Below are 12,905 nucleotides of genomic sequence, written 5' to 3' on the forward strand. Positions count from 1 at the left end.
ACATTTGGCAGTTAGGACATTAGAGCTTCAAATCATGCCAAATACGCAAATTGAGCAATATCGTCATATCGATGCACTTGTGTATCACGGGATCAATCTTCTGGATCTGGCAGGCCCTATGCAGGCGTTCTGGACGGCTGACAGCTATCATCCCAAGTATAAACTCAGGATTCTCTCTGTTGATGGTCAACCCATAGAAACCCAGCCCGGGATCAAAATCGCCGTTGATGGGAAGATATCCGACTGGAACCCCAAAGCAGATCTTCTGATCCCCGGAGGGCGCGTCGATAAAGAGCTGCGCAGCAGTGCTCTTCACTCGCTTCTTCAAAAGGCCGCAGCAAGAACAAACGGCGAGCGTATCATCTCCATCTGCTCTGGTGCACTTATTCTCGCAGACGCTGGCATTTTAGATGGCAAACAAGCCAGCACCCATTGGAGCCGCGCTTCCACCGCTCAAACAGACTTCCCCGATGTGAACTGGCAGCTCAACCAGCTCTTCGTCAATTCAGGCAATATCTACACGTCCGCAGGTGTCACAGCAGGCATCGATCTGACGTTGCACCTCATAGAGCAAGACCTGGGCTCAGCCATCTCACTAAAGACGGCACAAGAGCTGGTGGTCTACTTACGCCGCAACGGCGGGCAAGCGCAGTTCTCATCTGCCCTTTCCCTGCAAGCAGCAGGTCAATCCAACATTGCAAAACTCTCCGAAATCATCCTGTCAGAGCCAGAAGCTGATTGGACCATCGAGAACATGGCAAAGTCCGCAGGCGTCTCCACTCGCACCCTGCACCGCCGCCTGAAAGAAGACATTGGCGCGACTCCAGCCCAGTTCGTAGAACGCTTGCGGCTGGATCTAGCCAGAACAGCTCTCCTCAAACGCAGTTCTATCAAGCAGGCAGCCAATCTCTCCGGCTTTGGCCATATCCAAAACCTGCGCCGCGCCTTCCAACGCAACTTCGGCATCACACCCTCTGAATATGTAGAGAGGTTTTCCTGATGCCCGAGACAACCACACCACGAGGCCGACCACAAAACAGTGAGCTTACCCGCCAGATCCTGACCACAACGCTCAATGCACTTGCTGCGGGCGGATATCATGGAACCTCAACGCAGCAAATTGCAGATGCGACAGGCACGTCCAAACAAGCGCTGTATCGCCGCTGGAAGAATAAAGCCGCCTTGGCACTCGAAGCCCTCCGCTACGGGTTCCGACAAGTGCCACCCACCTATCCCGGTATGTCCTCTTTTCACAATGATCTGCTGGAAGCCACCTCAGGCACCCTCAACGCCCTACACGAAACCCCGCTAGGCGCCGCATGGCTCGCCTTGCTCTCAGAGCCTTCGTTAGCGGAGGAACTTTCCCTCATTGAAGGCGAACAGCGCACGCACTTCAGACAGATTTTCGTTTACTGGAATACCACTGCAACCATGGAGACAAGCATCGACCAACTGCTCGGTTTTGTGTTTTTCACCAGCCTCGTTCGCAGGAGAAAATCGACACTAAGGGAAATTACCGAGTTAATTCAGAGCATTACAAGCCGATCATAAAAAATCAAAGCCGCTCTCCTCTTGGTGAAGACACTTGATTGGCACTTGTACACCCTCCTGGGGCAAGAAGATTGGGCCTCGCAAGAACGGGCAATTTCCGCAAGCCGAGGTTGTCGAACAAACAAAGCATTCTTCCTGACCTGGTTTTGTTTGTCCGGCGAAATTCATTGTTTCATTGAGGGTAATATAATGAAAATCAAATCTATCGCTGTTGCAGCGGCTATTGCAGGTGCTGCCCTGTCCGCAAGCACATTCGGCGCATTCGCTGATGAGATCTCCACATTCACCTCTGGTGGTTATGCGATTGGTGGTACCGATCCTGTTGCATACTTCACACAAAACAAGCCTGTTCAGGGTAAAGCTGAATTTACCGCACAGTACGACGGAGTAACCTGGAAATTCTCCAGCGCTGAAAACCGTGACAAGTTCGTTGCAGAACCAGCAAAGTTTGCTCCACAGTACGGCGGCTGGTGTGCAGTTGGTGCTTCCTTCGGCAGCAAGCTTGAAACCAAGCCTGAACTCTGGGACATCGTTGACGGTAAGCTCTACCTCAATGCCCACGATGGTGCAGTAAAGCGCATGCAGTCCCGCACAATCGAAACAATCACCAATGCAGACACAAACTGGGTTGATATCCGCGACGTGCCAGCAGACAAACTCTAAGTTTCCTTCAGTGCATATGCCGCAATAGGCGATGCCTAGCGCCTATTCCGACATCTCCCCAAATCTCATGGTGGCATATGCATTGAGCCCTAGAGAAAGCCGCAGAAATCTGCGGCTTTCTTTCGTTTCCGACGCACGTCCCCTCAAGGCCAATACCAAAAAGACTAACACTGCATCTACAACGAGTTACGCCTTCTCATGTGTCTTTTGCAGCGAGCAATCCACGCCCTCACAACCAGTTCTCAAAACGGTGATGAAGCGTTATTGGCCTTAAGATAAGTATTCACGCATAGTGTTTTCAGAACATAGATAAAAACCAGTGGTTCCCCATAATCAACTGGTAAACGAAACAAGCCAGACTTGGCTTCAACGATCAGTCCGAAGGAGTTGCCCATGCCGATCAAATCTTCAGTTCTTGCAGTTGGACTAGCACTGTCAGCACTTGTAACTGTTCCGATGACGGCAATGGCCGATGACGTAACCAACTTCGTTGAAGAAGGCTACGCAATCAAAGGAACTGATCCGGTCGCTTACTTCACTGAAGGCAAGCCAGTTCCAGGCAAAAAAGAGTATTCCACGCAGTATCAGGATGTAACGTGGCTTTTCTCTTCTGCTGAAAACCTCGACAAGTTCAAAAAGGATCCAACCAAGTACGCGCCTCAGTATGGCGGTTGGTGTGCAACTGGTGTGAGCTTCGGAGTAAAAATTCCGATCCAGCCAGAGCAATGGAAGATCGTTGATGGCAAACTTTACCTGAATGCCCATGCAGGTGCCCAGCGTCACTTCCTGAAAGACCCGAACGCTTCCATCGCCCGGGCAAATGAAAACTGGCCAACGATCATACACACGCCAGAAGCAGACCTTTAAGCGAACCCCACACCCAAGCTCCCTTGAAGGCCATTCCAGTCACGCGTGCCCCCAACATAAGCGTGACCCCGCGGTAAAAGCAATAAAACGCGGAATGTGTCCCTCTCAAACTCAAAAGGCCTCAGTTCATGCTGAGGCCTTTTCTTGTATCCGGTAATCCAAGATGTCTGATCAGGATGCCGTAACGCTGTGGTTGACTGTCACCGTCTCCCCCGGCTTCAGCTTTGCCACCCGAAATGCATCATCCTCCATACATTCGGTAAACTGATCAGCATTTTGGTCCAAAATCGGGAAGGTACCGTAGTGACACGGAATAATGGTCTGGAACTCAAAGAACCGCTGACACGCCATCGAAGCAGTGCGCGCGCCCATAGTGAACCGATCGCCAATCGGCACAATCCCAATCTGGGGCCGATAGATTTCGTTGATCAGCTCCATATCAGAGAAGATATCCGTATCACCCATATGTAACAGTGTTGGCTCATCCTCAGCCATCATCACCACACCTGCCGGATTACCCAGATACACATCTGCAATGCTGCCTTCACTATCAAACGAACAGGCAGAACTGTGCACCGCATTGGTCAAAGCAACACCAAATGCACCCATATTCACGCAGCCGCCATGGTTCATTGGATTGATCTTCTCAATACCTTTGTCCTGCGCCCACATGCAGATTTCCCAGTTCGCCGTCAGCGTTGCACCAGTCGCTTTCAAAATATCAATGGTATCGCCCACATGATCATCATGGCCGTGGGTCAAAAGAACATGGTCCACACCTTCGCTCACTTGCCCCACGCTCATCTCCGCCGGAAAACTCGGATTGCCGGATAAGAACGGATCAATCAGAAGCGTTGCCCCTGGAATATAAACCTTGAAAGCAGAATGGCCCAGAAACTGTAAATCCATACTACCAATCCCCCAATGCGGAGCGCCGAAACGCGGCACATCCGTGATATCTAAAATATTATCTAAACTAGTAGGAATTTGGTTACACAACCCTTAAATGTAACCGGACACTGGCAAAACTCCGATAATGCCCTAGGAGATCTTCCAGTCAATCTCTGCAATACCATGTTCTTTCAAATAGGCATTGGTTTTGGAAAATGGAGCCGACCCGATAAAACCGCGCCGTGCCGACAACGGCGATGGATGGGCACTCATCAAAACCAGATGCTTGCTCTCATCAATCAGTTCCAGTTTCTTCTGCGCATGAGCCCCCCACAGGATGAACACCAGATGCTCTCGTGCCTCAGATAGCCCCTTGATCGCAGCATCCGTAAACGGCGCCCACCCCTTCTTGGCATGAGAGCCAGCCTTGGCTTCTTCCACGCTCAAAGACGTATTGAGCAGCAAGACACCCTGCTCCGCCCAATGTGTCAGGCAGCCATGAGGCGCAGGCGCATAACCAAGGTCGCTCTCCAGCTCCTTGTAGATATTGCGAAGCGAAGGCGGCAGTTTCACGCCTTTGCGAACTGAGAAGGAAAGTCCATGTGCCTGTCCTGCCCCGTGGTAGGGATCCTGTCCAAGGATGACAACACGCACATCACTCAGTGCAGCAGCATTAAAGGCGGCGTAGCAATCAGTTGTTGGCGGATAAATGGCTTTCCCTTCCGCTTCTTCCGCCTCCAAAAAGGCCTGAAGTTTCTGAAAGTAGGGTTTATCCATTTCAGGAGCCAGAATGCCCTGCCATCCCTCTTCAAACTGCACTTGCGTCACGCCTATATCCACCTGCTCAATCTTCTTGCATCCTTACCTTTATCAGAACAGCCATCGCACGGTTCAGTAGGAAGTAGCATGTCCCCGAGAAAAATATAGATTACCGGCTTGGCGTCACCCTCAAGCCGTGCTAACCCGCCGCCATGGCAAATGATCCCTCTCTTTCTCTCGAAGATTTCTGCGACGCGCTTTATGACGATGATCGCCTGATCGGTATCGACCTTGGCACCAAAACCATTGGTCTGGCACTGACTGATTCTGGACGACAGATCGCTTCTCCATTGGAGACCATCAAGCGCAAGAAGTTTACACAGGATGTAGAACGTCTGCTGGATCTTTGTCAGGAACACAGTGTCTTTGGCCTCGTCATCGGCTTGCCGCTCAACATGGATGGCACCGAGGGCCCGCGCTGTCAGGCGACCCGAGCGTTCGTGCGCAACCTTGCCCAGAAAACGGAAATCCCGATCACCTATTGGGATGAACGTCTCTCCACCGCTGCCGTCACACGCACACTTATCGAAGCAGACCGCTCCCGCGCCCGCCGTGCCGAACTGGTCGACAAGATGGCCGCCTCCTACATTCTGCAAGGCTTTCTGGACCGCATCAACTATGGCGGCACTTCTCTCTTTGAAGACGCGTAGACCCAGTTCCCAAGCAACAACACTTGAGAAAATTTAAGGCGCTCTGCGCTTTACCACTCAGCTTTTTTCAGGCTACGTGAATAGACGGATACGCGCATCAATGCGCACTTTGTCCATCCACTTGCAAAGACACTTTCCTGTCTGTGCAACAGCCTGAAAAGCACACGCATGTTCTCTGCCCTGTCAGCCATCATCTCTGTCTTGCTCCTCACAGCCACAGGATGGTTCCTCCGTCATCGCAATCTCATCCCAAGAGAACGATGGAGCGGCATGGAAGATCTCGCCTATTGGGTTCTCTTCCCCGCGATCATCCTGATCAACGTGGGCACCTCAGATTTCTCGGCAATGCCCGTTATGGAAATTACCATATCGGTACTGGGGACATTCTCGCTTCTGGCCATTCTCTGCCTCACCTTACAGCCATTTCTAAAACAGAAGTTTGCGATCGAAGGTCCACGCTTCACGTCAATCTTTCAGGGCGTTGTACGCTGGAATGGCTTTGTTGCCATGGCGATTGCAGCCAATAGTTTTGGAGAGGAAGGTGTAGCGCTGGTGGCGGTCATCATGGCAATCATGATCCCGGCAGCAAACCTGCTCTGCGTGATTGTATTGTCGATCTATGCAGGAGGCTCTGTCCCCTCACCAAAGACGCTTGCAAAAGAGCTGATAAAGAACCCCTTCATCATCAGCGTTGCAGCAGGTGGCCTCATCAACGCGTCTGGTGGTTATATCCCGGAAGTTATTGCAAACTATCTGACATTTTTGGGAAGTGCCGCCCTGCCAATCGCAGTTCTGTGCGTCGGTGCAGCTTTGGATTTGGGAGCGTTACGTCGCCCGGGCCCAGCGCTCACATCAGCTCTGCTTTTACGCAACGTACTTGCACCGGGCATTGCCTTGAGTTTCGCACTTGCACTTGGGCTTGACGAAATCTCGGCAACCATCGTCACGCTGGTGTTCTCTGTTCCAGCAGCAGGTGCAAGCTTTGTTCTGGCAAGAAAAATGGGCGGCGACGCCAAATTGATGGCCGAAATTCTGACCCTTCAGACAGTCGCCGCCGCAATCACTATTCCGACGTGGTTAGTGGTCGTGGCTTACTTGATTGGGTAAAGCCACTCCAAAATGCCCTTGGCATCATAGCGAGCATCCAGCATGCCATAGCTTGAACGCCACTGGCCTGCCATACGGGTCTCAATAAACGCATTGGCAATCGCTGGAGGAGCAACTTCCTTCAGCGCCGCAGCCGCAGCTGTGATCGCCAGCTGTTCCGTCAGCAACCGCGCACCGCCCTCATCTTCCAGACACGTCCGCGCAGCAGCCTGCAACACTTCAACAGACACCTTGCCCGCAGGACCAAGATCAGCTTCCAGCATGCCAAGCACATTCATGAAGCTGTCTGGAGTGCGATGCATGGCACGCAGCAGGTCCAGCGCCATGATGTTGCCTGAGCCTTCCCAGATGCTGTTGACTGGGGCTTCGCGATAGATACGAGCCATGTCGTGGTCTTCCACATACCCGTTACCACCCAGACACTCCATCGCCTCAGCTGCAACGTTCTCTGCACTCTTACAGATCCAGTATTTCGCAGCAGGCGTGATGATCCGCAGGAAGTCAGCAGCTTGGCTGTCTTCACCTTCCAGATCCATACAGTGCGACAGTTTCAGCGCCAGTGCCTCACTTGCAGCCATGTCCAAAGACATATCCGCAAGAACCCGCTGCATCAGTGGCTTCTCGATAAGACGAGCACCAAATGCACTGCGGTTGGAGGTGTGGTGCACAGCTCTGGAAATCGCGGCCCGCATCAGGGCAGAAGACCCGATACAACAGTCCACACGGGTCGGCGTCACCATTTTCAAAATGGTCTTGATGCCCTTACCCACTTCCCCAACAAGGAAGCCAACAGCATTGTTAAACTCAACCTCGGAAGAAGCGTTGGACTTGTTACCCAGCTTGTTCTTCAGGCGCTGGAAATCCAGACCATTCACTTCACCGGTTTCCAAGATACGCGGCACGAGGAAACAGGTTGGGCCCTCTTCCAACTTGGCCAGCACGAGGAACGCATCACACATTGGCGCAGAGAAGAACCACTTATGACCATTGATCACATAAGTGTCGTCAGAAACTTTTTCAGCGCGAGTGATGATCTGACGCAAGTCGGACCCACCTTGCTTCTCCGTCATGCCCATGCCAAGGCTTGCACCCATCTTCTGGCTGGCAGGGCGGAAACGCTGATCATACTTGCGGCTCAGGATGCGCTCATTCCAAACCTTGGCAAGCTCAGGCGCCTGAGTAAGGGCCATGGCAGACGCGTTGGTCATGGTCACGGGGCAAAGGTGCCCACCTTCCACCTGGCTCATCACGAAATACTTGCGCGCACGATTATAAAACGCACGCTCACCACCCGGTTCCATGGACTCAACGGACGCGCTATGCAGGCCAGCTTCAAACGAGCGGCGCATCAGCGCGTGATAGGACGGGTGAAATTCAACAACATCCAGACGGCGACCATACGGATCGTGTGTTTTCAGCACCGGTTCATTAACATTTGCCAATCTACCCAGATCCAGTGCATCTGCGGCTCCACACTGCTCACCAAACTTGATAAGCTCCTCCCGTGCAGAATCGTTGGAGCCCGTGCCACCCAGATCAGCAAGGAGAATTGGATCACTCTCGGCAAGGTTATACCCACAATATGGCGGGGCCTGATTAATTACCCCTGTCGTCATAGTGGCTTGTGAAACTTTATCCATTTTTCCTCCCGCGAGTTGCCCCAGCGATTTTGATAGGTTAGCGCGCACGTTGCAACTGCGATTTGCACAATAAAAACTATACATCTGTTGAGCTCTTTACGAACTCGGTGTTTCTGCCTATAGAAGGGTCTTCGATGAGCAAGAAAACCACACATCGATCCTCAGCGTTCCCGCATCGCCATCTCCTCGGTATCGAGGGATTGCAGCCTCCCCACATTAATTACCTTTTGGACCTTGCCGACGAAGCCGTCGAAGTCTCCAGACAGGTAGAAAAGCAGAAAGCTGTTCTGCGTGGGCGAACGCAAATCAACCTCTTCTTTGAGGCTTCCACCCGCACCCAATCTTCTTTTGAGCTTGCAGGCAAGCGCCTGGGCGCGGATGTGATGAACATGTCGGTCTCCACCTCTTCGGTGAAAAAGGGTGAAACCCTGATCGACACAGCAGCAACCCTGAACGCCATGCGCCCTGATTTGCTGGTCGTTCGCCACCACGCCGCTGGTGCTGTCCACCTGCTGGCCCGCAAAGTCGGCTGCGCGGTCGTCAACGCCGGCGACGGCCCTCACGAACACCCAACACAGGCTCTGTTGGATGCCTTAACCATCCGCCGCCACAAAGGAACCCTCGGCGGCCTGACAGTAGCCATTTGCGGCGACATCCGCCATTCCCGCGTCGCACGCTCCAACATCATCCTTCTCTCCAATATGGGAGCCCGCGTGCGTGTCATAGCTCCCTCTACACTACTGCCCTCTGGTATTCATAGTATGGGCGTCGAAGTATTCACAGACATGCGCGAAGGACTAAAGGGCTGCGACATCGTCATGATGCTGCGTTTGCAACGCGAGCGTATGAGCGGTGCGTTTGTACCTTCTGTTCGTGAGTATTTCCGTTACCACGGTCTGGACTCGGAAAAACTCTCCTATGCCAAACCTGATGCTCTGGTCATGCACCCCGGCCCAATGAACCGCGGTGTTGAGATCTCAGCAGAAGTCGCGGATGGTCCACAAAGCCTGATCCGTGAGCAAGTAGAGATGGGCGTTGCCATTCGCATGGCAGTGCTTGAAGCACTTGCTCAAAACCTTCCCGACAACCACTAGAGGACACGCGCATGTACAAGAATGTAAACCCGCTGGTCCTGACAAACGCCCGCATCATCGACCCAGCAAACAATGTTGATGAAGCAGGTGCAGTGATTGTACAGGACGGCACCATCCTCGCCGCTGGTGCAGAGGCCCTCAATCAGGGTGCCCCAGATGGAGCAAAGACCGTTGACTGCCACGGCGCTGTCGTCGCACCCGGCCTTATAGACATGGGCGTCAGCGTAGGCGAACCCGGCGCAGAACACCGCGAAACGCTGGAAAGCGCCAGCCGCGCAGCAGCCGTTGGCGGTGTAACCACCATCCTCACCAGCCCTAACACGGACCCCGTGATTGATGACCCTGCACTGGTGGACTTCATGCTCCGCCGCGCCCGCGATACAGCCATTGTCAACGTCCACCCAATGGCTGCTCTCACCAAGGGCCTGGCTGGCAAGGACATGAGCGAAATTGGTCTGCTCAAAGAAGCAGGCGCCATCGCCTTTTCCAACGACAGACTGCCAATCACCAACTCTTCCGTTCTGGTACGCCTGTTGACCTACGCCCGTGACTTCGACGCACTGGTTGTTCATCAGGCACAAGACAAGGATCTGGCAGGCTCTGGCGTCATGAACGCAGGCCTACGGGCCTCATGGCTCGGTCTGGGCGGTATCCCGCGTGAAGCTGAGTTCGTCGCAATCGAACGTGATATGCGCCTCGTCGCTATGGCAAAAGGCAAGTACCACGCGCGTCTGATCTCCTGCCCGCAAAGCGCAGAAGCTATCCAGAAAGCGAAGAACGACGGGCTTAATGTCACCGCAGGCATCTCCATCAATCATCTCACGCTCAACGAAAACGACATCGGCCCGTACCGGACCTTCCATAAGATGTCGCCGCCGCTGCGCACAGAAGATGATCGTCAAGCAATGGTCAAAGCGCTGGCAGACGGCACAATCGACATCATTATGTCCGATCACAACCCACAAGATGTGGAAACTAAGCGTCACCCCTTTGCAGAAGCCGAAGATGGTGCTTTAGGGCTTGAAACAATGCTTGGAGCTGGAATGCGCCTCGTTCTGAATGAGGACATCTCACTTTCCAAACTGCTTGCAACAATGACCTGCAATCCAGCGGACCGTCTTGGTCTTCCTGCTGGCCGCCTCTCAAAAGGCGCTCCGGCAGACCTGATCGTGTTCGACCCGCAAAAACCATGGATCGTAGAAAAAGATAAAATCCGCTCCCGCTCAAAGAACACGCCTTTCGAGGACGAAACTTTGACAGGACGGGTTTTGACAACCATCGTTGCAGGCAGCATCCTAGATCACGACGCAATTTAACGTGTAGCTCTGAACAAGCCCACGAGGCTTTGGCACAATGCACGCGATACGATAAAGTTTTAAAGCAGTATGCTCATCCGCGAGGACAGGCATACTGCTTTAATATTCAACTACTGGAGAACACCCGTGCCTGATCCAATCAGCTGGTCCCTTGATTTACCCTATTATCTGGCTGCATTGGCCTTTGGCTATCTATTAGGCTCCATTCCGTTTGGCTTGCTCTTTACAAAAATGGCAGGCCACGGCGATATCCGGAACATCGGGTCCGGCAACATTGGCACCACCAATGTACTACGCACCGGAAGCAAGAAACTCGCTGCCCTCACTTTGCTGTGCGATGCGCTCAAAGGCACAGCAGCCGTTGTTCTTGTTGCTCTTTACATGGGCGGTGAAGCAGCATTGATCGCAGGTCTAGGTGCATTCCTTGGTCACCTTTTCCCGGTCTGGCTCAAGTTCAAGGGCGGCAAAGGTGTTGCCACCTACATCGGCATCCTGCTCGGCATCTTCTGGCCAGTAGGCATCATCTTCATCGCCATCTGGATTGCCACTGCCTACATCACCAAGTTCTCATCCCTGTCAGCACTGGTAGCAAGTCTTGTCACTCCCTTTATTCTGCTGGCTTTCGATCAGTGGCAAATTGCGCAAATGATGGGATTACTCAGCATATTGCTATGGGCAAAACATCACGAGAACATTGCCCGCCTGCTGAAAGGCAAGGAAAGCAAGATCGGTTCCAAGGGATGATTTAAATGGAGACAGCCACCAAAAGCCGGGCACCACACCTAAGTGACACCCAACGGCTTGCGTGGCTTCGTCTTATCCGCTCTGAGAATGTCGGCCCAAGAACATTCCGCGAGCTCTTCAATCATTTCGGCTCAGCACAAGCAGCACTTGATGCCCTGCCAGAGCTATCCCGAAGAGGCGGTAAGAAAACTTATCGCCTTTTTTCTATGGACAAAGCGGAAGCCGAGCTGGCTTCCCTTTATAAAATGGGCGCACGCCTCGTAGCCATGGGCGAGCCCGCCTATCCGCCCCTTCTCAGACACATTGATGCACCGCCACCCCTGCTCGCAGTCCGGGCCAGAGAGCCATTGCAGCAAGAGCTTACCGGCACGCAAAAGACGCTTGCGATCATCGGCGCCCGCAATTGCTCGGTCGCTGGAGCAAAGTTCGCAACAAAGCTAGCAGGAGACCTCTCAGCAGAAGGTTTCACAATCATCTCAGGTCTGGCACGGGGCATCGACAGCGCAGCGCATCAGGCCGCTCTCGCATCTGGAACCATTGCTGCCTTTGCCGGTGGCATAGACACCATCTACCCAAAAGAAAATATGGAGCTTTTTGCAAAGATGATCGCAGCCAACGGAGCCGCCATCAGCGAAATGCCCATGGGCTGGAACCCAAGAGCCCGTGATTTTCCCCGCCGCAATCGCTTAATCTCGGGAATGTCATTGGGTGTTATCTTAATTGAGGCTGCCGAAAAGTCAGGATCTCTGCACACCGCCCGATATGCGCTGGAGCAAAATCGAGAGATATTGGCTGTCCCGGGATCTCCTTTGGATCCCCGGTCAGTCGGCGCCAACAAACTTATCCAGCAAGGCGCTGCGCTCATTCAATCCACTGACGATATTCTGGAGATCATGGAACCTAAAATTTCCATGTCGCTACCACTTCATCAGGGGATTGATGAACCTGCCATAAGCTGGCCAGCACAGGATCAGGCAGATGTAGACGAGACCTCAAACCCACTCAATGCCAAAGAACAGGACAGACAGGCCGTCATCGATGCATTGAGTGAAACACCCATAGATCAGGATGAACTCCTGCGATTTACGGGGGTCACCTTACAAACGCTTCAGCTCATCCTTCTGGAGATCGAACTGGCCGGACGCCTGGAACGGCACAAACCCAACAAGCTGTCTTTGATACATTCTGGCAGAGCGTGACAATTTTGTGTCTTAGTCGGTTTCGCTCGTTTCTGTATTCAAGTCCTCAACCCTTTCAGGATCCGGTAATCCACCGGATTGAGCTTCCGCTTCCTTTTGAGCCAGAACCAGCAAATATCCCAGTAGGTCGAGCCTCTGCGATCGCGCCATGTCACTCAATTCACGACACATTTTGGCGCAGTACTCTGCTACATCACGTGTTTCGATTGTTCTGTCATTTTTCGGCAACGGGTAATTACGCAAGCTTTTTAACCTTCTTATGCAACCATGACACAAGCCTCAGATGGCAAAAAGCGCTTTGCAATCTGAGGGTTACAGCAGGTAAAGCCATTACCTTAGGTTGCATAAATTAGCAAGCGCAACC

General features: G+C 52.9%; 14 protein-coding genes. 10 read left to right on the forward strand and 4 right to left on the reverse strand.

The genetic code is table 11. The features are described 5' to 3' along the window. Positions 1–34: 34 nt before the first annotated feature. The 4 genes from BM231_RS23190 (at position 35) to BM231_RS23205 (ending at position 3,081) form a co-directional block, all read left to right on the forward strand. On the forward strand, positions 35–1,000 hold the full coding sequence (locus BM231_RS23190) for a GlxA family transcriptional regulator (protein WP_093523352.1): 966 nt from the start codon (positions 35–37) through the stop codon (positions 998–1,000). Beyond that, positions 1,000–1,551: a TetR/AcrR family transcriptional regulator gene (locus BM231_RS23195; protein WP_093523354.1), complete on the forward strand. Its 552-nt coding sequence runs from the start codon at positions 1,000–1,002 to the stop codon at positions 1,549–1,551. The genes BM231_RS23190 and BM231_RS23195 overlap by 1 nt, the downstream gene beginning before the upstream one ends. A 189-nt stretch (positions 1,552–1,740) precedes the next feature. Further along, positions 1,741–2,214 (forward strand): YHS domain-containing (seleno)protein, encoded by a 474-nt coding sequence (locus BM231_RS23200; RefSeq protein ID WP_093523356.1) that lies wholly within the window; start codon positions 1,741–1,743, stop codon positions 2,212–2,214. Between the two features lie 393 nt (positions 2,215–2,607). Continuing rightward, on the forward strand, positions 2,608–3,081 hold the full coding sequence (locus BM231_RS23205) for a YHS domain-containing (seleno)protein (protein ID WP_063291709.1): 474 nt from the start codon (positions 2,608–2,610) through the stop codon (positions 3,079–3,081). 171 nt (positions 3,082–3,252) lie between these two features. Here BM231_RS23205 and BM231_RS23210 read toward each other — a convergent pair whose 3' ends face one another. Together BM231_RS23210 and ung are read right to left on the reverse strand one after the other, a co-directional pair. Beyond that, positions 3,253–3,990, reverse strand: a complete 738-nt coding sequence (locus BM231_RS23210) for a metal-dependent hydrolase (RefSeq protein ID WP_093523357.1) — start codon at positions 3,988–3,990, stop codon at positions 3,253–3,255. A 132-nt stretch (positions 3,991–4,122) separates the two neighbouring features. After that, positions 4,123–4,806 (reverse strand): uracil-DNA glycosylase, encoded by a 684-nt coding sequence (gene ung, locus BM231_RS23215; protein WP_208860605.1) that lies wholly within the window; start codon positions 4,804–4,806, stop codon positions 4,123–4,125. Positions 4,807–4,943: 137 nt separating this feature from the next. Between ung and ruvX the strand changes: the two genes are divergently transcribed. Further along, positions 4,944–5,441: a Holliday junction resolvase RuvX gene (gene ruvX / locus BM231_RS23220; RefSeq protein ID WP_093523359.1), complete on the forward strand. Its 498-nt coding sequence runs from the start codon at positions 4,944–4,946 to the stop codon at positions 5,439–5,441. Between the two features lie 168 nt (positions 5,442–5,609). Next, complete coding sequence (locus BM231_RS23225; RefSeq protein ID WP_093523360.1) at positions 5,610–6,548, forward strand: AEC family transporter; 939 nt, start codon at positions 5,610–5,612, stop codon at positions 6,546–6,548. Here the strand turns inward: BM231_RS23225 and BM231_RS23230 are convergent. Then, positions 6,533–8,188: an acyl-CoA dehydrogenase family protein gene (locus BM231_RS23230; RefSeq protein WP_093523361.1), complete on the reverse strand. Its 1,656-nt coding sequence runs from the start codon at positions 8,186–8,188 to the stop codon at positions 6,533–6,535. The genes BM231_RS23225 and BM231_RS23230 overlap by 16 nt on opposite strands. A gap of 134 nt (positions 8,189–8,322) precedes the next feature. Between BM231_RS23230 and BM231_RS23235 the strand changes: the two genes are divergently transcribed. The 4 genes from BM231_RS23235 to dprA all read left to right on the forward strand — a co-directional run bounded on the left by BM231_RS23235 (position 8,323) and on the right by dprA (position 12,541). Continuing rightward, the gene (locus BM231_RS23235) at positions 8,323–9,282 is read left to right on the forward strand and encodes an aspartate carbamoyltransferase catalytic subunit (RefSeq protein WP_082827010.1); all 960 of its coding nucleotides are present in this window, start codon (positions 8,323–8,325) and stop codon (positions 9,280–9,282) included. 11 nt (positions 9,283–9,293) lie between these two features. After that, positions 9,294–10,598 (forward strand): dihydroorotase, encoded by a 1,305-nt coding sequence (locus BM231_RS23240; RefSeq protein WP_093523362.1) that lies wholly within the window; start codon positions 9,294–9,296, stop codon positions 10,596–10,598. Between the two features lie 126 nt (positions 10,599–10,724). Then, on the forward strand, positions 10,725–11,342 hold the full coding sequence (gene plsY / locus BM231_RS23245) for a glycerol-3-phosphate 1-O-acyltransferase PlsY (RefSeq protein ID WP_093523363.1): 618 nt from the start codon (positions 10,725–10,727) through the stop codon (positions 11,340–11,342). A gap of 5 nt (positions 11,343–11,347) precedes the next feature. Beyond that, positions 11,348–12,541 (forward strand): DNA-processing protein DprA, encoded by a 1,194-nt coding sequence (gene dprA / locus BM231_RS23250; protein ID WP_093523365.1) that lies wholly within the window; start codon positions 11,348–11,350, stop codon positions 12,539–12,541. 12 nt (positions 12,542–12,553) lie between these two features. Here dprA and BM231_RS26995 read toward each other — a convergent pair whose 3' ends face one another. Beyond that, a complete protein-coding gene (locus BM231_RS26995; RefSeq protein ID WP_159437994.1) occupies positions 12,554–12,784 on the reverse strand; it encodes a hypothetical protein in 231 nt (76 codons plus the stop codon). Between the last annotated feature and the right edge of the window lie 121 nt (positions 12,785–12,905).

This window comes from Pseudovibrio ascidiaceicola (assembly GCF_900114245.1).
Taxonomy (GTDB): Bacteria; Pseudomonadota; Alphaproteobacteria; order Rhizobiales; family Stappiaceae; genus Pseudovibrio; species Pseudovibrio ascidiaceicola.